The organism is Paenibacillus sp. strain BS8-2, from assembly GCF_054483835.1.
Genome location: NZ_CM137010.1, coordinates 4,938,657 through 4,957,508, shown reverse-complemented (window position 1 = coordinate 4,957,508; position 18,852 = coordinate 4,938,657). Strand labels below are relative to the sequence as shown.

The following is an 18,852-nucleotide window of genomic DNA, read 5'->3' as shown; positions in this document are numbered from 1 at the left end:
TGTGCTGTCAGGTATGCGGTTTGTACATGGATGACGTGGAAGAACCAGGATACCCCCGGACGTGCGAAGACTGCGAGAACGAAGAATAGCCCGCTGGCAGGCGGGCTCACAAACTAATGGATGCCCCCATTCTACCATAGGGTTATGGGGGCGACAAGGAGGAGCTTATGAACAAACAACAGATCGTGGACAGATTGCTGGCGCTACCAGCGGAAATCGGAGAGGCCGAAGATGCGGTACTCGAAGCCAATTTGCTTGTGTTAGGTGCCAAGGGTGCACTGCAGGCTAAGGAAGATATGCTGTTGCTGTCAAACGCAATTGAAGGCAAGAATGCCGAGATTCGTGCAGCTCAAACGAGAGAGAAGACATTCAACGAGCGCGGTGATCTGGACGAAGCCGAACTCAACTTGAAGAATGCTGTCACTCGTCTTGGTCGGCTCCGCGACGAATTTAAAGCTCTGCGGGCTGTCGTCGACCTGCTGAAGGGGGCGGCGTAATTGTCCGAGGCACCTCTTCAGGTGATGCCTCAATCCTCCGGTGGAAACACCGGGGGAGGGGCACTGGTCGATCTCGAGTTTGGGAGCGTGGCAGATTTTCGCAAAAGGTTGACGGATATGAAACAAAAATACGATTTTCTACAAGTCTTCTTTAAAGAAATCATGGTTAAGGATGAAGACTTCGGTACCGTGCCAGGCACGCAAAAAGCGACGTTGTACAAGCCCGGAGCAGAGAAACTCTGCGAACTGTATGGATTTGCTGCCCTGGTAAAGAGCAAGGTTGAAGATCGGGATTTCGAAACGGGTTGGTACCGGGTCGAGTTCACGCTGCAGCTCGTTCACCGCGCCAGCGGCGTCGTTATAGGAGAGGGAGTGGGGGAATGCAGCACTTTCGAATCTAAATATCGGTACCGTTGGGTCGGTGAGAACAAGGTTCCGTCATATTTGGATAAGGAAGATCTGCTCTTTGAAGAAAAGGAGGGGTCGTATGGCCCCTATCGATCTTACCGGATCCCGAATGAAGACCTGTTTTCACAATGGAACACCGTGCTGAAGATGGCTTACAAACGCGCCTATGTTGGACTGACACTTCAATGCACACGATCAAGCGGCATCTTTACGCAGGAAGAGGCGGAAATGGATGAATACGCTGATGTGCCTGCGGAGGATCGCAAACAGTCACGCGGACGCACCGCTAATGCAAACAGTGGACGTTATCAAGGAGGCGGCCAGCAACAGGCTGGGAATCGGCCTGCTAGTGGTGGCAACTCCACTCAGAAAAACCGAGTTCTCGGCATCATGAAACAACAAGGACTTGATTGGAACGGATTGGCCGACGTAGCTAGCCATGCACTCGGCAGACCAATCAAGAAGGTCATCTCGGACATCACAACGGAGGCCGACTGGAAGATTGTTGGCGATTATCTCGAGGCAGGCGGCAGTCAGGATAACATCGACTTTAACGACCTTCCGGAGGACTTGCGATGAAGATTGCACACGTAGCTGATAGCCACTGGGGCTTTGGTTATCCCGGCCCCACCCCAGCTGCGCGGTTCGCGGACATTACACGGACGATGGATTGGGTGGCTGATCGCATCATCGAGGAAAACTGCGAGCTGGTACTATTCGCCGGAGATGCATTTAAGGACGCCCGCGTCTTCATCGATCGGGCGACGGCGGAGATTCAGGCGTTCGTCGCCTGGCTCCGTCGCCTTTCCGAAGCCAGCGTCGAAGTTGTGGTCATCAGCGGCACACCGAGTCACGACGCTATCAGCGCTTATCACCTCATTAGGGAGATGCAGATTCCCGGCGTTCAAGTTTTCACAGAGCCCGGCATTGCATCTGTCCCTTCTGACGGAGAAGTCCTAGTCGCTTGTCTACCTGGGATGAACCGTTCCTCGTTTGCGACTGACCTGCGCTACGCCGGCCTGCCGCCGCACGAGTTTCACTTCAAGATGACCGAAGACATCACCGCTAAATGCGCAACGATGCGGGAAGAGGTTAGCGGGCTTCCAGTCATCCTCATGTCACATCTGACCTACGACCTTGCTGATACCGGTTTTGAGGACGCGCTGCTCCAAAACGAGCCTATCCTAACGGACGAGGCGGCCAGCATGTTTGACTTGGTCTGTCTCGGTCACATTCACCGTCCACAGAAAGCGGGCAACAACGTTTTCTATTCAGGAGCCCCGGAACGGCACAACTTCGGAGATGAAAAAACGACACCGGGCTTCTACATTCATGAGTGGCTGGCAGACGGCCCGGGCGTTGGATTTGAATCAACGTTCATCGAGACACCAGCGCGTCGCTTTAAAACGATCGACTGGTGCGACATGGATATCGCTGCTTGGCTGGATGGTCAGGTAGACGACTTTGCTTCAATTAAAAATGCAATCGTCCGGATGCGGTACGCATGCTCAGAGGAATTGCAAAAGTGTTTCGATCGGCGCTCACTCGAACGGGCATTGTACGATGCTGGTGCCTTCTTCGTCGCTGAGATCCGCGCGGAGGTCGAGCGTACGGAGCGAATCCGCGACGCTGAAGTGACTGAAGATCTTGGGCCGCTGTCGGCGCTGTCAGCATGGGCGACTAATCAAGGGCATGTGTCGACGGAGATTGCCGAATTACAGTCCTTGACGATGGAACTGATGGAGGTGCAAGCATGATTCCACTACGCCTTATTATTCATAATTTCCGAGCTATCGAACACGCCGACATTGATTTGTCGGCTGTCTCGTTGGCAGCGATCGCCGGCCGGAACGGTGCTGGCAAGTCATCTGCATTCACACTGGCGCCGCGCTTTGCACTTTTCGGAGATGTGATCAGCGGCGTCAGCCTGGACGATCTTGTCCGCCGCGGCGCGCAGGAGATGTCCGTCGAGTTTTGGTTCGAGCATCAAGGTGACGCGTATCGCGCCATCCGGACACGCAGCACGAAGGGCAAAGGGAAGTCTACGCTGGAACTGCAGCAGCGTGTCAACGGCCAATGGGAGAGCCGATCGGCGGAGAAGATCGTCGACACAGAAGCGGTCATTCGCTCGTTGCTCAATCTGGACGACGAGACTTTTACTGCATCCAGCATGATCCTGCAGGGGCAGGCCAATGCCTTTACCGGCGCTACGGCGGGTAAGCGTAAGGAGATCCTCTCGCAGATTCTCGGGCTGAACGTGTATCCGGAGCTGCAAGAGCGTGCTCGCCAGAAGGCTTCAGTGCTAAACATCGAGATAGAGAAGGCCAAGGACAAGCTTCTGTCGCTTGATGAGCGCCTTGCGGATCGTCCGGCGAAGGCCGACGCATTGAGGTACGCCGAGGGTCAGCACGCCGTTGCGCTCGAACTGATTGTGAAGGAAGAAAAGTCCTTGAAGTTGTCCGAGTCGCAGATTGCCTTGCTGAAAGGCAAACAAGCGCGTATTCAACAGATTGATCGGGAGATCGCGGCAATCGGTGAGGAGATCGCCGCTTTGAAAGACGAGCTGACCATTCAATCCGGTCGTCTCGAGCGCGCCGACAAGATTCTGGCCAACGAAGCGGCCATTCTGGAAAAGTCCGCCGATTTTGATCAGCTCAAGCAGCAGCTTTCAGCTCTGGAGGCCCGGAAGCCGGAGCTTGATCGGCTTCGTCTCGATCTAACAGCTACTCAAGCCGACTTTTATCAACTGGAGGACGATCTGCGCCGAATCATCGGGCGTATCACGGTCTTACAACAGCAGCTCGCAGGGCGAGAAACGCTCCGTCAGTATGCCGATGAGCATGAGACAGAGACGCAGCAACTTCGCGATTACGAGGAGAAGGCGGACAAATGGAACCTGATGGCTGCCGAAATCGCGGATCTGTCGGGGAAGAAGGTCAGGGAAGAATCACGTCTAACGCTTGAGGAACAACGTCTATCCGATAAAATTTCCACGTTAGAACAGCAGGAGTTGCACATCCATGATAACGGTTGCCTGCCGACATGCAAGTTCCAGCTGGTCGCCGCCGCAGCGGTTGCAGAACTGCCGGATCTTCGGCAGCGCTTAGCTGTGTTGGATCTGACGGAGTTGAACCGCCTTGCCGCAGCTATCGGCACCAAACAGGACGAGCAGCAGGCATTGGAATATGATTACGAAGCTCATCGCGCCTGCAAGGTGCGAGTGGACGAATTGCGGGAGGCATCGATCGCATACTCACAACTGGCCGGAAAAGATGAGCTCGTACAGCAGTTGGAGCAACAGAAGGCCGACAAGTCGGAACGGATGGAAGCCTCAAGACTACGTTGGGACTCCCTGCAGCAACAATCGATTGAGCTCGAATCTGCATTGGAGCCACTGCCGGAGTTGGCGGCGAAGGCCACCGATCTCGAGCGGTGGGCTCGTCTTAAGGATCAGATTTCGGCAGCGCGGGAGATGTTGGTTAACGCTCAGGAGCGCATCGCCGCCATCGATCGGGACATCGCTGTTAAACAGGCTAAGCGGGACGAGTTGTCCGTCGAGCGGTCTAGGCTTGAGCTTGATGCGCTGGACTATGAACGCCTGCAGCAGGAGCTTGCTCAATCCAATTCCAAAATGGAGCAGCTTCGGCGGGAGCTCGCTGCGTTGGCCGAACAGATCGGAGGGATCAAGGCAGTGTCGGCTGCACTCGATGCCGATCAGCAGGAGCGTGACCGAATCTCCGACGAAATGGAGCCGAAGGCGCTGCGCTGGACCCGGTATCAAACATTGGTTAAGGCATTCGGCCGCGATGGCATCCCGGCATTGATCATCGAAAACGCTGTGCCGCAGCTCGAGCGGATCGCCAATGAAATCCTTGACCAGATGAGTAAGGGCAAGCATTACGTCCGCTTTGAGACGCAGCGGGAACTCAAGTCCCGCGCCGGCGTGTCCGAGACACTCGACATCATGATCGGCGACTGGACAGCGGAGCGGCCATACGAGACTTTCAGCGGTGGGGAGCAACTACGAATTGATTATGCCATCCGCTTCGCTCTGGCTGAATTACTGGCCCAGCGCGCCGGCAGTAAGGTAGAGTGGCTCACGATCGACGAAGGTCTCGGCAGTCAGGACGCGGAGCACCGTGTGCTCGTCCTCGAATCTATCAAATCGGTAGCGAGCCGGTTTAAGAGAGTACTCGTCATCACGCACATCGAAGATGCACAGGTCGCTTTCGATCAGGTTATCCGATTTGACAATGCTGATGGCGGCGTTGAGGTACTCGTTGCTTGATCCGCGTTACGATGAATTCGGAGTTCCTTTATGCCGGTCAGGCGTTTCAGAGCGCATATGGGCGCTCTTTCATTCTGATCCGAAAGCATTCAAGCGCGAAGCGAGAGTATACTTTGCACTTGGATATCCCGGTTGGTCAGTGAAGTCTGCCAGTTACAAAGAACGGATTATATGGTTACAGGATGATCGGAGGAGGAAGATGCTTTGATTCCTCAGCAAATTGACCTGTTCACAGTGGAGGATCCTGCTCCCGATTCATCTGGATTATTCGTCCTGGGTGAGCCGATTCTAAACGGATTCTACTACGAGGAGCGGACTAAGCGGTTTGTCTCCTTTTGCAATGGCCGACGCCATTTCGAGATTCTAGCAAGTAAGTGCAAAGGGCCCGACTGGACACGGGAATGGAAAGAAAGAATCATGAAGGAGCGTGCGATATGAATAAAGCTGGGCAAGCAGTTTTTAGTCAGATGGAATCGCTGTTGGACAAAGCGGCGGAAAATGGAGCTGACGGTATTCATGATCATCTTATGGCGTTGGCGTATGGACTAGGGGCACAGATCGGGGTCATGGTAAAGCCGGGAGGCATGTCAGATGTTATGAATGCTGTCGTGACTGAAATGACTCGCGGTGTACAAACAGGCATGGAAGTCTGCTACGGCATAAGAGGCAAGTTTGATGTATCTGTGCTGTATTTGAAAAAGGATCGACTATGAAGAACGGCAAGCGCCCGACGCGGCGCCAGTTAGCACAAATCAAGGCGGCTGGCCTAAACGTTGAAAATTGGCTTGTTGCCAAGAGTCTGCCCACGCAACTGCACTTAGTCCACCGAGAGGTCGGTACTGAAAAGATCATTGCAAATTAGGGGATGAGAGGATGCCTCAAGACAGCTATCCTTTTCCGATGTACTCCGGACTGCTGGAGCCAGAACATTACAAACGAATAGGCAGCGCGATATGGCTTTTCCTGTGGTGTGTCAGCTCCACAACAGCAGAGAAGGAGAAGGAGGGGACGGTCTGGGGCATCGTACTCGGGAACAAGCCGCTGCAACTGCCAGAGTTGGCAGAGAAGTTTGGCGTTAGTGAAAAGACAGTGAGCCGCTGGCTCAACTCCTTGGAAGAGCATCAGTACATAAAGGTAACCAGGGCGCCTCGCGGACTCATCTTGTCTGTCAAAAATTCGAAGAAATACCCGAACCTTGCCCCGGACAAAAATGTCCGATCAGATAAAAGTGATCAGACAGAAATGTCCGATCACTGTGAATTTTCGGGTAGTGATCAGACAAATATGTCCGATCAGACGCCGGGTGATCGGACAAAAGTGTCCGATCTAAAAGATATTACAAAAGATCTTGTAGTAGTTGTAGTGGACGAGGCAGAACAAAGTCGACTCATCAACGAGATCGAAAGTCATTTTGTTCAGCGAAGGGGGAAGGGCTTGTCCGTAAGTCCTTCCGACTTTCAAGAGATTCAGCAGTTGGTGGCAGCGGGGGTGCCGTCCCCATTGATTAAGACCTGTATCGATCGAGCCTTCGACGAGTACAGGCCACGCCATTCCCGCGATGAGATTCGCAGCTTCAGCTTTTGTGTGCCGCGGATCTTCGATGCATGGGAGAAGTCGAAAGCCATAACTGCCGCGGTGCCGCACGTAGCAGTCGCCCTTAGCTCCGGCAACCAGTCTGCTGGATACAAAAGCAAGCAACAACGCGAGCTGGACGAGCTCGATCGACTTCGAGAGGAGGAGCTTAAGCGTGAACAAGCTTCAGGTCATTGACCTTTTTAGCATAATCAAGCGCACTTATCCTAGTTTTGATTCTAGTACGCCTAGCGTGGATCATCATGCGAAGTATCTGCACGACTTTTCGTTCGATGCTGCGAGGGAGAACGTGGAGAAGCATCTCCTGTCCGAACGATTCCCGCCAACGATCGCGGATATCCGCGGCCGGCTTGGTGACCAGATGGATGCCCAGCGTAGCAAGGACGCTGCCGAGGCACACTTCGCCAATCTGAACATATGGGGCGCAGCCGACACCTCGCCGCCTCCGGACTTTTGGGATCGCGGGCGCCGGATTTTAAAGGGGGAAGCAAATGCTTGACCGCGAAGGATTGCTGGAAGCAATGGGCATAGAAAAGCCATTTGATTTGCAAGCCGAGCACGCCGTTCTCGGTGCCATCCTGCTTGACCAAGCTGCATACGACGTGGTCGATGACATGTTGCAAGGTGGAGAGTTTTCCGACGCGGGGCATGCTCGTATCTTCCGTGCAATGCGGCAACTGCGGGCGGAAGAGCAACCGCTCGATCTCGTTACAGTAACCGCTCGTCTGCAAGATAGCGAGGAGCTCGGCAAGATCGGTGGCGTAAGTTACTTGGCAAAGCTGGCCGAATCGGTTCCAACGGCGGCTAACGTCACCCATTACGCCGGCCGGGTGCAAGAGATGTTTCTGCGGCGCCAGGCTGTTGACGTGGCATTGAATCTGCTTCGCAATGCCGGCGAAGAGCAGGACGTTAAGGGCTTCATCGCAATGGCCGAGACGGCGGTATCGAAACTCTCCGATCAGACCGTTCCGGCTCGGGAGTTCGTAGGAATGAAACAGGTGCTGATGCAGGTCTGGGAGGAAGCGGAGGAACGGTTTAACGCCAAGGACATCAATCGAGGAGTCACCGGCATCCCTTCCGGTTTTGACGATCTAGACCGTATGACAGCGGGCTTCCAAAGGAACGATCTGATCATCGTCGCCGCCCGGCCTTCCGTTGGCAAGACGGCGTTCGCTCTTAACATCGCCCAGAATGTCGGTGTGCGAGCGAAGGAAACCGTCGCGATCTTCTCGTTGGAGATGTCCGCGGCGCAGCTCGTACAACGGATGATATGCGCAGAAGGGCAAATCGACGGCAGCCGGATGCGGACCGGACGTTTTGAGAATGACGATTGGGATCGCATGACGATGGCCATCGGTTCGCTGGCCGACGCCGTCATCCAAATCGACGATACGCCGGGCATCACGGTCAATGAGATCCGCGCCAAGTGCCGGCGGCTGAAGAAGGAGCGCGGACTCGGCATGATCCTGATCGACTACCTGCAGCTCATCCAGGGTGGCGGCCGCCGCGGAGCGAACCGTCAGGAAGAGGTTTCTCAGATCAGCCGGACGCTCAAGCAGATTGCTCGGGAGCTCGAGGTGCCGGTGATCGCATTGTCCCAGCTCAGCCGCGGCGTCGAGCAACGGCAGGACAAGCGCCCGATGATGTCCGACCTTCGTGAGTCTGGCGCGATCGAGCAGGATGCCGACATCGTGGCGTTCCTCTACAGGGACGACTACTACGACAAGGAGTCGGAGAAGAAGAACATCATCGAGATCATCATATCCAAGCAGCGGAACGGCCCAGTTGGCACGGTGGAATTAGTGTTCCTCAAGAACTTTAACAAATTCGTCAATCTGGAGCGCACGTACAGCACATCACCGGATATGCCGGAAGATCCGAGGTGCAAGCGGATCCCGGATATGTACGGAGGAGGGGAAAAAGGCGCATGAAGTATCGAAGGCAACTCATTTGGCACAACGGTAAGGTGATTGGCGAGGTGTATACGCTTCGGCCGCCTCGCGAGAGGAGGCGCAGCGCATGATCAAATTTACAGTTTTCGGAGAGCCGGTAGCGCAGGGGCGGCCCCGGGCGTCTACTCAGGGGGGATTCGTCCGGATGTATGATCCTAAAAAGAGCCGTGATTACAAGGATTACGTAAAGATCGCGGCAGCCGAACACGCGCCGCCGAAGCTGCTAGAGGGGCCGCTGGCCGTCATGGTTATCGCTTATCGGTCCATACCAAAGAGCTTTAGCAAGCGAAAGGCAGCCGCCGCGGAAGCCGGCGAGTTATATCCGGTGTCCAAACCGGACGCGGACAACTACCTGAAGGGCGTCAAGGATGCGCTAAAGGGAGTCATGTGGGTGGATGATAGCCAAGTCGTCGATGCATATGCCCGCAAGCGATATAGTTTCAAGCCTCGTATCGAGGTTACCATTCGACAATTGGGAGCGTGACTGTTCATGTCGCATACAGAATTTAAGGCATTGCTGAAGAAAATCAACCTGAAGCCGAAAGGCGTGAAGGAGATCGTACTGGAGGTTTCGGACGGAGCACTGCATGGCAAGATTGACATGCTGTCAGAGATGCTGGATGGTCGCGTGGCCATCGCCATCGATTCTGAGATCGTCCGCTACAATGTCCAGATCAATACTCGGACCGAAAAGCCGATCCGGTCGTACCGCGTCGATGAACAAGGCGTCGTATCCGAGGTGCAACCGGAAGGCGAACAAATGGAAATGAACCTCGGGATCGCTAGTAAGGCGGATCCGATCGCAGACGTGCCGGAGGAGATCAGCCGCGAAGTAGTGGATGAATTCATTCTCGCACTTCTCGCTCCGTCCTTTGACGATCTACCTTGGCCGTTCTACGCGTGGGTTGCACGTCTGGAAGAAGGGGACACTTACTCGCGACTCGCTAACGAGTATGGCCTGAGCAGCGGCAAGATCGTGGATTTGATCGATGATTACCGTTCCCGCGTCGCGCCGTTAGCCGCCAAGTGGGACGAATGGCGCCAGGCAAAAGGTGAGCAGCAGGATAAGGAAGATAATGACGATGACGATGTAGATGCAGACGATGAGCCTGCAGAATCCGGAGACGATGGTGCTGGCCAAGGGAATCAAGAGGGACCGGCAGATCCCGAAGACGATATCGAGATGGAAGACAACGAAGAGCAGCAACAAGCTGGCAACAACGAAGACGAGCTTTCGGATTGGGAACGCTCGATTATGGAGGGTGAGGATCCGAAGTCTCAACCAGTTGAAGCTGATACTCCTGAAGAACCGAGCGATCCGGTGGACGTGGAAGCAATCATTCTGGCCGAGAAGCCAACCTTCGAAGACATCCCATTTGATTTTCCTAAGTTGCTCGAGCGAAAGAAATCCGGTGAAACGTGGATGGAGATTGCCGCCTCTATCGGAACAAGAAGCACTTTACTGAGTGCAGCCTGGTCGAAGTACAAGAAGCGCGTTGCGGAATCGAGAGGTGGCGCCGCATGAGTCAGTTAAAGAAGTGGGCCGAGCAAGCCATCGGTCCTAGGAACGTACGCAAGCTGCAGGAGCACGGCCTTACGGTCGTGCCTCTGCAGATGGTCGAGCAGATGAAAACGATTAAAGCGCAGCAGACGATTATACTCGAGGGCGTGGCCCTGACGATCAAGCCGTTCGAGGAGGATCATTTAGAGACGGCGAAAGCCGGATACGTCTGTATGGACTGATGAAGGTGCGGGGATGGGAAAGAGGGAGAATGGCTATAGTTCAGCCCCGAACAGCTTAATGCGGAACAGATTCATATTGCGACAAAGGGAATAAGAAAACCGCCTCTGTAAGGCGGCCAATTAAACTATCGTTTCCCGGATAATTAACTGTTACCGGAATTACTTAACGTCGAAGTTCTCTTTCCCAACAGAATTCCTGCCAAAAGATAACAAAATGAAGTAGCTAAAAATAACTTAAAAATACTAGGCGTCATAGCAAGGTAGAGGCTTACAGGTAACGACCAGAAAAATGCGATGAACAGGAGGAATCGTTTCTTAATAATCGTGCCTAATACTGCAACAAAAGCTGGAACTATAAGAAATGCTCCCGTCTTTATTATCACTTCATTATCTGTTTGAGCAGAATTATATGGGTTATTGAAGTTTAGAATTAGCCATAGCACTATAGTTCCTAGAGATGAAAGGATACTAACATATCCCCAGTATTTCACCTTATCCCCCCTAAGCAACCGTATTATTATGTATTATATGATACCACATATTGGAACTATTCAACTCATTAGTTTAATGTGCTTCTCCAGTAACTAGTATTATGTCGCAGTTCGACCAAACTATGAAACACAGTGCTGAGGAACTTGGACTCCAATAGAAAAGGGCCCTTACAGGGCCCAATCCATTAAATACTCGGAAGCAGTTTAAAGGTTCCACTCGATGCCGCGATGTTCAGAATAGAAGATCCGTTAAATCCAGTTACTTCTAATATGAATTGAAGTCTCTCGTTCTGAGGGAGATTCTTAACCATAATCCCAACATTGGTTGCATTGGAATTAGGCTGATTCTTCCAACCTGAATCGTAGATATATGCCATCTGATCTACGCTCCAGACTTGATATCTATATTGTGCAAAAAGAAGGACTGGCAGATTCGGTGTTTGAGTCCACGATAACATCATCGTGTCATCGCAGTAGCAAATCTGAGGTGAAGAAGCTGTTCCACCTGATGGAGAAGTAATATTCACATCAAAAGGCAGAGAGCTTGTTGCTGAAGATGTACTTACTGACAAGGTGAAGGCAGAAATAATGGCAACGAACAGGACTACGATGTTTTTACCTAGTTTGCTTCTAAGTATGCTTTTCATGTTTTCCTCCTAAATGTTGGATGTAATGCAAGTTCATAATATCATTTAGTTCCAAATTTTTACTAGGTACTTATGTACTAAAAATAGTTGATTAATGGAAAATACGAGAAAGGAGAGCCGCAATGCTACCATAAGGACAGGAGATTGAAATGGCAGGGAAAAGCGCATCTCTAATAGAGGAGCAGATAGGTTAACTGCGTGTGATAACGGATGCGGTCAAAGCTCAAGCCTACAAGTAACGGGATGAAGTCAGTGCGCAAAAACACGAAAAGATTCTGAAGTAGTATTTTGCAGTTCGACGATTATATGAAGGGGATGATAGCTTGAAGGCAATAACTATTCACCAACCGTGGGCGACATTAATCGCGCTAGGTACCAAGAAATATGAAACGCGTAGCTGGTCGACGAAACATCGTGGGCCGATTGCCATCCATGCAGCAAAGCATTTAGATCTGGACGCCTTCAGAGATGAACGCATCAGATCCGCGCTTTTAGAATACGGTTATACGTCAGACTCACTGCCAACAGGGGCGATAATCGCTACGGCCGTCCTGAGTGATTGTATTAAATCAGTGGACACATGGACAGATGGATATATTCTAGAGAACGGCGTTTATGTTTATTCACCGGAATATGAGTATGGTGACTTCACGCCTGGCCGTTATGCATGGGAGATGCGAGAGGTGTATGAGCTGCCAAAGGCGATCCCAGCCAAAGGGCAGCAGGGACTCTGGAATTGGGATGGAGGTATGCTATGAAGAATTTGTCGAAGAAGCAGGAGGCAGCGCTGGAATGTATCAAGACCTTCATTCAGCAAAAAGGTTATTCTCCGACGACGCGGGAGTTAGCGGAAGCGCTGGGTTATCAGAGCAGTTCGACGGTGCACTCTTTGCTGGACAAGCTCGTAGCGAAGGGTTACATCAGTAAGGAAGCTTCTGGCCCACGGACGATTCGGATCATAAAAGTGGAGAATGTCTCATCAAAGCAGGAAACGAAATCAGCTCAATTTGCTCGTATGAAAGCAGCACTTAGAAACATAATCGACATCTCTACGGATGACTTTTCGAAACATCAAGCTCGATATGGACTCGGTATCGAAGAATAAAAAAAATCCCCCACGTATGCCTGGCAGCGGCGTGGGGGACTTCACGGTTTTAAACTCACCATCATTATATCATATCGGGGGATGGTGAGGAGGAATGGCGATGGTATGGCAAACAGAATTATTTCCGACTGCGACGGACGCGGAGGTCCAGCGCACGAAATTCCTACTCGGCAAATACAAGAGTATGAAATTGCTGATAGCAGACTTCGAAAAATATGGCGAAGAGATGCGACAGACGGCCGTTGATGGGGAGGTTGCTCGTCGCATCGATCAGGAGGATCTGCATGCCGACAAGACGGCGAATGCCGCGGTCCTGGCGGAGAAGCAACGCTGGGTATATGAGCAGTATCAATTCTATACGCGTCAACTCCAGAGGGCTGCAGCGCTGATACAAGACGAGGAGATTGGAAAGGCGGTTCGATTCCGGTATCTGGAGGGGTACTCGTTCATGGAGACGGTCCTCTTCTTCCGGAAAGGCGCCAGTGAAAGCACGATCCGACGACACATCAAGGATGGGGAGAAGAGCATCGCAAATTCACTGAAGCTGTTCGGGTTCTTTGAGCAGGACGGCGCGGAATTTTGACCGGAAACTGACCGTAAGATGACTGCATGTTGACAGTCTTCTGGCGGTCTTTCCGTGTTATATTAATAGCGTGCCATACGAGGTTAACCGCCTCACTCCTCCGTTGCCGCTCCGAAAGGGGCGGCTATTTATTTTTCTCCTGCAGTAGGGTAAATTACTATTAAGTAGAAAATATTGGTGAACGGAGGAAAAGTATGTCTAACGAGAAGTTCAACGGTTTGAATATTAATATGAAAGATTTGCAGCTACCAATTTTTAATCCAGCGAGTGTAATAACGCAGAATTTGCTTGACGATTTGGATCGCCAAGTTGAGGAAATCAATAGAGAAAGAGAAGAACAAGAGGAACTAGAACGAAAGTATAAGGATTCAGTTCTGAATGCATTGCGTGGTATTGAGAAAAACACAGGCAATTTATCTGAAATTGCATTCCTTCTTAAGGAAGGGAATGTCGCTAGAGATGAAACGTATCTGTTGTTTGAGAAAATGTTTAGTATCCTTAATGCTAAAGATAAAGAAGAGGCAGAAAGCATTTATGGCAAGGCAATGAAAAAAGCTGGTGAATTTAACACTGGCGTTGATGTGACAAATAAATTAAGCAATTTTGGGAGCATGTTATTTAAAATGATGTTCCCAGAATTGTAGCACCTTCAGATTTAAAACCAACTCAACACAGGAAGCGGCTACCATGCTCCAGATCATGCTCGACAATCTTCAGTACGGATCGTGGCTGCTGATGCACAAAGTCGATCGTTCCTGCCGGCTGTTTGCTGATCGGCATTACTCGCGGCAGCGTGTTGGTGCGACGATGCTGTAGGCCTGTCTGCTACCTTGTGTTGAGGACTGCAGAAGGTGACGCCGTCTAGAAGAACTTGTCGGGCAATCTGGATCTTCGGCTGCGGGCTTAGGAGTGCACGATCTTACGAAATGAATCGCTGCATCTTTCCAACGACATGATTAAAGCTGAAGTGGCCACAACAGCAGCCGAGTGGGGACAGACTCCGCCAGACGGCATAATCATTCGTTGATCAATCGAAAGTCCGGAGCCCGAATCCGGACTTTTTTTTGAGTGCGGGCTTCAGGTGGGTCGGCAGGGTAAATGGTGAATTTCAATAATACCAGAGCCCCGATTTTGACACTTTTCGACAAAACTTCCTATGGAAATAGATTATTGGACATGGGATGATTAGGGAAATGTCGAATGAGGAGATGGGACTATTGGTCGAAATGAAAAATCTTTACGTTGCAAATTTCAACTGCACATTCATTATTAATAAGAAACATGAACCATTACTGAGTCAATTTGAGTCAGTTATACTACCTGCTTTTAAAGAGGGAATTGTGTACGAGAATAAAAGGACTGATAGTGATTTTTTATTTGAAGATGTTGAGATTAGCATGAAAAATGGGATTTTTGTTTTAGTAGGATTAATAGTGAAAAGGACACACCTTGAAATAAAAACAAGGTATAATGACAAGGGAGAGTTAATGGCAACAAATGATCTTATTCCATCGGATCCATTTTCTTATTTTATCATTAATCTTCAAAATCATAGGATGGCGCTGGTTAAAAACCAAAAAGGCAGTCCTACTGTCAGTGATTTTGATAGAACAGCTACGCATGTTCTAAGTGCGTATGTTGGAAAATATAATAAGACAACTAAAAATGATGAGGATAAGTTGCCAAGACCACAACTGAATGTTGTGACTGTGCCCTACGCAGGTAAAATTGAAGAGGAACTGAAAAAGATAAATAAAATTGAAAGTGCAGTTCTTAGGTTCTATCCCTTAAATGGTGACATTTCAACAAACGAATTGTTTAATGAACTGAGAGAAATGCTGGAAGAAGTAGACAGCAAAACTGGAAGTGCTCAATTTAACAATCCTCAAAATCACAAAAAGATTACTGAAGTACTGAAAGACACTAAGGGCACTGTTAGACCTACTTTAAGAGTGATTTATGGAAATGGTTCGAAAAGAACGTTACGTGAAAATGATTTTAGTGAAAGCACCAAAATTGAATTAAATGATAGTGCTCCATTTCATGATAATCTAGACGTGATTTCTGGTAAAGTAATAAATCAGCAACAGTACAATGAGACTAGCAAAGAGAATGATAGCATATACCATAAATACTTCTCGAAATTAGAGCATATTTTTAAGCGTAAACTGGAGGAAAAATGAATGCAGCGATAAAAGAATCAATCAGCAAAATTCTAAATGATGACAGTTCTAATAAGTTGCTTATTAAGAGCATAACTTTATTAAAACCTTCAAAAAGAAGATTCTGGACTTTGGTAGTCTTCTTGTGTTTTCTTTGCGCTCTCTATTTATTTTTCTTCGTAAATCACGTAGATGCCCTTAAATCAACTAAAAAAATTATTGAAAATACTCAGACATTGATATTAGCTATATTTGCAATTGTTATAACAGGCTATTCAATATTCCAAGCATTAACGAATGGAAAGACTTTGATCGCATTACTGAAAGTAAGTGTAAAGGAGAGAAGTAAATTTCAAGAATACAATTACTTCTTTTTTTCACTTTCGATGTTGTACTTGTTTATAATCGTATTTAATTACGTAGCAATAATTATATTGGATAACATTCCGCCAGATTGGAGTCTACCTGGTCTGGAGCTTCAAACCAATAACATTTTTTATTCATTTTTAATGGGTCTTTATATAACGATTATTCTGAATTCAGTATTAGAAATGAAATGTTTTATTTATAATCTATATCAGTTATTTTCAAGTCATGCCATTGCTAGCGCTATTCAACAGTTAAAAGAAGATGAAAAAACGCCATAGCAGGCGTTTTTTTATTGGAGGTGTATCATGAACATTCAAACTATCTTGCTCGACCGCATCAATCCAGCAGAGTACAATCCCCGCGCCGATCTGCAGCCCGGCGATTCGGAATATGAGAAGCTGCGGCGCAGTATTGAGGCGTTCGGATACGTGGAGCCTATCGTCTGGAACGAGCGAACCGGAAACATGGTCGGCGGGCATCAGCGGTACAAGATCCTACGAGCCCGCGGCGACACGGAGGCGTCCGTATCTGTCGTAGACCTGGACGAACAGCAGGAACGTATGCTCAATCTGGCGCTCAATAAGGTTTCCGGCCGATGGGATGAGGAAGCCTTGGCCAGGCTGCTGGAAGAGTTGCAAGCCAGCGGCGCCGAACTTGAACTGAGCGGTTTCGAGGTGGAGGAGATTGGCGAACTGATCGCAACGTTGCCACACCACATTGAAGTCGACGATCCGGTTGTAGAGGATGACTTCGATGTTGGTCGCACGCTCGAGCAGATCAAGGAGCCCGAGACGCGCCGCGGCGATGTATGGCAGCTTGGCCGGCATCTGCTGGTGTGCGGCGACGCTACGGATGAAGCTGATGTCGTACTGCTGATGGATGGCGCCAAGGCGGCGCTGATCGTGACGGACCCGCCGTACAACGTGGCCGTTGAGAGTGACTCCGAGCGGTTGGCCGCAGCTGGTAGAAGCTCAATAATGAATGATGACATGCCCGCGGAGGATTTCGCGGGCTTTCTTCATGCAGTTTTCGAGCGGTACGCCGATATCATGGCGTCTACGGCGGCGATCTACGTTTTTCATCCATCGTCCTACCAGCGAGAGTTTGAGGACTCCATGGAGGCGGCCGGCATTGAAGTCCGGTCGCAATGTGTGTGGGTGAAGAACGCGGCTTCCTTCGGATGGAGTCAGTATCGCTGGCAGCATGAGCCGGTCTTCTATGCTCACCTAAAGGGCAAGGCGCCAGCGTGGTATGGCGATCGTAAGCAATCGACAGTTTGGCGTTCTGGGCTACCTGCCGAGGAGCCGGAGCCATCCACGGTTTGGGAAGTGTCCCGCGGCAACGTCAACGCGTACGTTCATCCCACACAAAAGCCGTTGCCGCTGCTGGCTATCCCGATCGCTAACAGCAGCGCGCGGAATGACGTCGTGGTCGACTTTTTCGGCGGCTCCGGCTCCACGCTCATGACCTGCGATCAAATGGACCGGGAATGTCGGCTGCTGGAGTTGGATCCGGTATTCTGCGATGTAATCAAGGAACGATTCTTGGCAGCGACTGGCATTGAACCAATATTATTACATCGGAATAGCTAAGAGAAAGAAATTTTGTTTATAATTCCCTCGGACCGTGATTTCTTTTATAATTCATCTTATAAATTATATATCTGCTACTGGGGGATACTATGAGCTATTTCTTTGTATTTCAAAACAAGACGTTCAAGGAAGAAAAGGCTGGAGGATTTTTATGGGCTCCAAAAAAAAATAAAAAGGGCCAATCTGAACATCACTGGACAAGAATGACTGAGGTTCAAAAAGGTGATGTTATTTTTAATAGCGTTGATGGAGAATTGCATTCTATTATCATTGCTAAAGGAAGTTGCATAGAATCAAACAAACCTATTGATTTCGATTCTGATGACCAGTGGGGGCAAGAGGGATGGAAGGTAGCAGCTACCTATATAGAAACTCCATTTACCATTAGATATAAAGATCACATGGAGTCTATTTTGGCTATACAAGGCGATAAGTATGCGCCTTTTAATTCTATCGGACGAGGAAATACTGGTTATTTATTTTCAATTAGTGAAGAACTTGCTGAGTATTTCTTTTCGGTTTTAGGAGTTCAACCTCACGATATAGCACCTGATGAAGATGAAGTAATAAATCAAATTGAGCAAGAAGTTCATAAAGAACTTGCAGAAACAATCAGGGAACAAATAGTTAAAGTCAGGATTGGACAGGGGGTTTTTAAGCAGAGCTTGCGTAAGTTAGAAAATAAATGCAAACTGTGCGGCATCGACCATCCTGAATTGCTAAGAGCCAGTCATATTAAGCCCTGGAGCGCATCAAATAATATAGAACGGCTAGATCAATTTAATGGCTTTCTATTATGCTCCGCACATGACACGTTGTTCGATAAAGGTTTCATCAGTTTTGATAACGAGGGGGGGATCTTGGTTTCTCCATTGCTTGAAAACCACAATAAAATTCTGTCAAACGTGCATCATCAAATGAAGATAAATATAACAGAGCAGCACATACCTTATCTCGAGTATCATAGAAATTATGTATACAAAAAAGTCTTGGAGTATGTTTGAACTAATACCGCCTATTGGCGGTTTTTTTTATGAAAAAGAGGACGCGCTAACGTCCTCTTACTTGAGTCCGACCGGAAACACCCGGCCGAGATCGTGCACAGCCGTGGCCACGGTTTAAATACGAACGCACGATCTCATATCCATATTACTGGATGGTGGGGTGTTTCGCAATGAAAAAATCGAACGAGTGTTCGAATAATGATTTACTCCTGCAGCACGAGCTTGAGATCTCGCAGGGGATCATGGAGAGCAAGGAGCAGTACCGCCGAATAATTAAGGCGGCCGTCGCCCGATGGGTCAAGGACTTCCAGGAGGGGCGAATCGAGGTTCAGACGGTTGATGATTTACGGAAACTGATTGAGCTGGATATCGAATTGCAAAAGGACGATTATTGATTGGTCACATGCAAAACTTGTAG

At 49.6% G+C, this 18,852-nt stretch carries 24 protein-coding genes; 23 read left to right on the top strand and 1 reads right to left on the bottom strand.

Going from position 1 to position 18,852, the window contains the following annotated elements; translation table 11 throughout:
• Nucleotides 1-167: 167 nt before the first annotated feature.
• The 13 genes from ACX1C1_RS21645 to ACX1C1_RS21585 all read left to right on the top strand — a co-directional run bounded on the left by ACX1C1_RS21645 (nucleotide 168) and on the right by ACX1C1_RS21585 (nucleotide 10,481).
• Entirely contained in the window at nucleotides 168-497 is a 330-nt protein-coding gene (locus ACX1C1_RS21645; RefSeq protein ID WP_458954215.1) for a hypothetical protein, read from the top strand.
• Nucleotides 498-1,484, top strand: a complete 987-nt coding sequence (locus tag ACX1C1_RS21640; RefSeq protein WP_458954214.1) for a hypothetical protein — start codon at nucleotides 498-500, stop codon at nucleotides 1,482-1,484.
• Nucleotides 1,481-2,662 carry a metallophosphoesterase family protein gene (locus ACX1C1_RS21635; protein WP_458954213.1) on the top strand — a complete coding sequence of 394 codons (1,182 nt, stop codon included), beginning with the start codon at nucleotides 1,481-1,483 and terminating at the stop codon, nucleotides 2,660-2,662. Before ACX1C1_RS21640 ends, ACX1C1_RS21635 begins: the two co-directional genes overlap by 4 nt.
• The gene (locus tag ACX1C1_RS21630) at nucleotides 2,659-5,193 is read left to right on the top strand and encodes a sbcc family protein (protein WP_458954212.1); all 2,535 of its coding nucleotides are present in this window, start codon (nucleotides 2,659-2,661) and stop codon (nucleotides 5,191-5,193) included. Before ACX1C1_RS21635 ends, ACX1C1_RS21630 begins: the two co-directional genes overlap by 4 nt.
• Nucleotides 5,194-5,397: 204 nt before the next feature.
• On the top strand, nucleotides 5,398-5,631 hold the full coding sequence (locus ACX1C1_RS21625; protein ID WP_458954211.1) for a hypothetical protein: 234 nt from the start codon (nucleotides 5,398-5,400) through the stop codon (nucleotides 5,629-5,631).
• Nucleotides 5,628-5,906 carry a hypothetical protein gene (locus ACX1C1_RS21620; RefSeq protein WP_458954210.1) on the top strand — a complete coding sequence of 93 codons (279 nt, stop codon included), beginning with the start codon at nucleotides 5,628-5,630 and terminating at the stop codon, nucleotides 5,904-5,906. The genes ACX1C1_RS21625 and ACX1C1_RS21620 overlap by 4 nt, the downstream gene beginning before the upstream one ends.
• The gene (locus tag ACX1C1_RS21615; protein WP_458954209.1) at nucleotides 5,903-6,055 is read left to right on the top strand and encodes a DUF6906 family protein; all 153 of its coding nucleotides are present in this window, start codon (nucleotides 5,903-5,905) and stop codon (nucleotides 6,053-6,055) included. The genes ACX1C1_RS21620 and ACX1C1_RS21615 overlap by 4 nt, the downstream gene beginning before the upstream one ends.
• Before the next feature lie 11 nt (nucleotides 6,056-6,066).
• Entirely contained in the window at nucleotides 6,067-6,963 is an 897-nt protein-coding gene (locus tag ACX1C1_RS21610; RefSeq protein ID WP_458954208.1) for a winged helix-turn-helix domain-containing protein, read from the top strand.
• Nucleotides 6,941-7,285, top strand: a complete 345-nt coding sequence (locus tag ACX1C1_RS21605; protein WP_458954207.1) for a hypothetical protein — start codon at nucleotides 6,941-6,943, stop codon at nucleotides 7,283-7,285. Before ACX1C1_RS21610 ends, ACX1C1_RS21605 begins: the two co-directional genes overlap by 23 nt.
• Nucleotides 7,278-8,717, top strand: coding sequence for a replicative DNA helicase (gene dnaB, locus ACX1C1_RS21600; RefSeq protein WP_458954206.1), 1,440 nt, complete (start codon nucleotides 7,278-7,280; stop codon nucleotides 8,715-8,717). The genes ACX1C1_RS21605 and dnaB overlap by 8 nt, the downstream gene beginning before the upstream one ends.
• An 88-nt stretch (nucleotides 8,718-8,805) precedes the next feature.
• Nucleotides 8,806-9,222, top strand: a complete 417-nt coding sequence (locus ACX1C1_RS21595; RefSeq protein WP_458954205.1) for a RusA family crossover junction endodeoxyribonuclease — start codon at nucleotides 8,806-8,808, stop codon at nucleotides 9,220-9,222.
• Between the two features lie 6 nt (nucleotides 9,223-9,228).
• Nucleotides 9,229-10,263, top strand: coding sequence for a hypothetical protein (locus ACX1C1_RS21590; RefSeq protein WP_458954204.1), 1,035 nt, complete (start codon nucleotides 9,229-9,231; stop codon nucleotides 10,261-10,263).
• Nucleotides 10,260-10,481: a hypothetical protein gene (locus tag ACX1C1_RS21585; RefSeq protein WP_458954203.1), complete on the top strand. Its 222-nt coding sequence runs from the start codon at nucleotides 10,260-10,262 to the stop codon at nucleotides 10,479-10,481. Before ACX1C1_RS21590 ends, ACX1C1_RS21585 begins: the two co-directional genes overlap by 4 nt.
• A gap of 676 nt (nucleotides 10,482-11,157) precedes the next feature.
• Here ACX1C1_RS21585 and ACX1C1_RS21580 read toward each other — a convergent pair.
• Complete coding sequence (locus ACX1C1_RS21580) at nucleotides 11,158-11,619, bottom strand: hypothetical protein (RefSeq protein ID WP_458954202.1); 462 nt, start codon at nucleotides 11,617-11,619, stop codon at nucleotides 11,158-11,160.
• Nucleotides 11,620-11,942: 323 nt separating this feature from the next.
• Between ACX1C1_RS21580 and ACX1C1_RS21575 the strand changes: the two genes are divergently transcribed.
• The 10 genes from ACX1C1_RS21575 (at nucleotide 11,943) to ACX1C1_RS21530 (ending at nucleotide 18,829) form a co-directional block, all read left to right on the top strand.
• Nucleotides 11,943-12,377, top strand: a complete 435-nt coding sequence (locus tag ACX1C1_RS21575) for an ASCH domain-containing protein (RefSeq protein WP_458954201.1) — start codon at nucleotides 11,943-11,945, stop codon at nucleotides 12,375-12,377.
• Complete coding sequence (locus ACX1C1_RS21570; RefSeq protein ID WP_458954200.1) at nucleotides 12,374-12,724, top strand: LexA family protein; 351 nt, start codon at nucleotides 12,374-12,376, stop codon at nucleotides 12,722-12,724. The genes ACX1C1_RS21575 and ACX1C1_RS21570 overlap by 4 nt, the downstream gene beginning before the upstream one ends.
• Before the next feature lie 100 nt (nucleotides 12,725-12,824).
• Nucleotides 12,825-13,307: a hypothetical protein gene (locus ACX1C1_RS21565; RefSeq protein ID WP_458954199.1), complete on the top strand. Its 483-nt coding sequence runs from the start codon at nucleotides 12,825-12,827 to the stop codon at nucleotides 13,305-13,307.
• Between the two features lie 194 nt (nucleotides 13,308-13,501).
• Complete coding sequence (locus ACX1C1_RS21560) at nucleotides 13,502-13,951, top strand: hypothetical protein (RefSeq protein WP_458954198.1); 450 nt, start codon at nucleotides 13,502-13,504, stop codon at nucleotides 13,949-13,951.
• A gap of 43 nt (nucleotides 13,952-13,994) precedes the next feature.
• Entirely contained in the window at nucleotides 13,995-14,123 is a 129-nt protein-coding gene (locus ACX1C1_RS21555; protein ID WP_458954197.1) for a hypothetical protein, read from the top strand.
• Nucleotides 14,124-14,524: 401 nt separating this feature from the next.
• Complete coding sequence (locus tag ACX1C1_RS21550) at nucleotides 14,525-15,490, top strand: hypothetical protein (RefSeq protein ID WP_458954196.1); 966 nt, start codon at nucleotides 14,525-14,527, stop codon at nucleotides 15,488-15,490.
• Nucleotides 15,487-16,116: a hypothetical protein gene (locus ACX1C1_RS21545; protein ID WP_458954195.1), complete on the top strand. Its 630-nt coding sequence runs from the start codon at nucleotides 15,487-15,489 to the stop codon at nucleotides 16,114-16,116. Before ACX1C1_RS21550 ends, ACX1C1_RS21545 begins: the two co-directional genes overlap by 4 nt.
• A 27-nt stretch (nucleotides 16,117-16,143) precedes the next feature.
• Nucleotides 16,144-17,430: a site-specific DNA-methyltransferase gene (locus ACX1C1_RS21540; RefSeq protein ID WP_458954194.1), complete on the top strand. Its 1,287-nt coding sequence runs from the start codon at nucleotides 16,144-16,146 to the stop codon at nucleotides 17,428-17,430.
• A gap of 89 nt (nucleotides 17,431-17,519) precedes the next feature.
• Nucleotides 17,520-18,434, top strand: coding sequence for an HNH endonuclease (locus ACX1C1_RS21535; protein ID WP_458954193.1), 915 nt, complete (start codon nucleotides 17,520-17,522; stop codon nucleotides 18,432-18,434).
• A gap of 170 nt (nucleotides 18,435-18,604) precedes the next feature.
• Complete coding sequence (locus tag ACX1C1_RS21530) at nucleotides 18,605-18,829, top strand: hypothetical protein (protein WP_458954192.1); 225 nt, start codon at nucleotides 18,605-18,607, stop codon at nucleotides 18,827-18,829.
• Nucleotides 18,830-18,852 lie beyond the last annotated feature (23 nt).

Excerpts from the sequence above, each read along its gene's own strand:
- ACX1C1_RS21565 (WP_458954199.1), top strand. The coding sequence starts at position 12,825 with ATGGTATGGCAAACAGAATTATTTCCGACTGCGACGGACGCGGAGGTC.
- ACX1C1_RS21580 (WP_458954202.1), bottom strand. The coding sequence starts at position 11,619 with ATGAAAAGCATACTTAGAAGCAAACTAGGTAAAAACATCGTAGTCCTG.
- ACX1C1_RS21540 (WP_458954194.1), top strand. The coding sequence starts at position 16,144 with ATGAACATTCAAACTATCTTGCTCGACCGCATCAATCCAGCAGAGTAC.
- ACX1C1_RS21590 (WP_458954204.1), top strand. The coding sequence starts at position 9,229 with ATGTCGCATACAGAATTTAAGGCATTGCTGAAGAAAATCAACCTGAAG.
- ACX1C1_RS21645 (WP_458954215.1), top strand. The coding sequence starts at position 168 with ATGAACAAACAACAGATCGTGGACAGATTGCTGGCGCTACCAGCGGAA.
- ACX1C1_RS21610 (WP_458954208.1), top strand. The coding sequence starts at position 6,067 with ATGCCTCAAGACAGCTATCCTTTTCCGATGTACTCCGGACTGCTGGAG.
- dnaB (WP_458954206.1), top strand. The coding sequence starts at position 7,278 with ATGCTTGACCGCGAAGGATTGCTGGAAGCAATGGGCATAGAAAAGCCA.
- ACX1C1_RS21530 (WP_458954192.1), top strand. The coding sequence starts at position 18,605 with ATGAAAAAATCGAACGAGTGTTCGAATAATGATTTACTCCTGCAGCAC.
- ACX1C1_RS21630 (WP_458954212.1), top strand. The coding sequence starts at position 2,659 with ATGATTCCACTACGCCTTATTATTCATAATTTCCGAGCTATCGAACAC.
- ACX1C1_RS21620 (WP_458954210.1), top strand. The coding sequence starts at position 5,628 with ATGAATAAAGCTGGGCAAGCAGTTTTTAGTCAGATGGAATCGCTGTTG.
- ACX1C1_RS21545 (WP_458954195.1), top strand. The coding sequence starts at position 15,487 with ATGAATGCAGCGATAAAAGAATCAATCAGCAAAATTCTAAATGATGAC.
- ACX1C1_RS21555 (WP_458954197.1), top strand. The coding sequence starts at position 13,995 with ATGCTCCAGATCATGCTCGACAATCTTCAGTACGGATCGTGGCTGCTG.
- ACX1C1_RS21585 (WP_458954203.1), top strand. The coding sequence starts at position 10,260 with ATGAGTCAGTTAAAGAAGTGGGCCGAGCAAGCCATCGGTCCTAGGAAC.
- ACX1C1_RS21560 (WP_458954198.1), top strand. The coding sequence starts at position 13,502 with ATGTCTAACGAGAAGTTCAACGGTTTGAATATTAATATGAAAGATTTG.
- ACX1C1_RS21570 (WP_458954200.1), top strand. The coding sequence starts at position 12,374 with ATGAAGAATTTGTCGAAGAAGCAGGAGGCAGCGCTGGAATGTATCAAG.
- ACX1C1_RS21595 (WP_458954205.1), top strand. The coding sequence starts at position 8,806 with ATGATCAAATTTACAGTTTTCGGAGAGCCGGTAGCGCAGGGGCGGCCC.
- ACX1C1_RS21635 (WP_458954213.1), top strand. The coding sequence starts at position 1,481 with ATGAAGATTGCACACGTAGCTGATAGCCACTGGGGCTTTGGTTATCCC.
- ACX1C1_RS21535 (WP_458954193.1), top strand. The coding sequence starts at position 17,520 with ATGAGCTATTTCTTTGTATTTCAAAACAAGACGTTCAAGGAAGAAAAG.
- ACX1C1_RS21615 (WP_458954209.1), top strand. The coding sequence starts at position 5,903 with ATGAAGAACGGCAAGCGCCCGACGCGGCGCCAGTTAGCACAAATCAAG.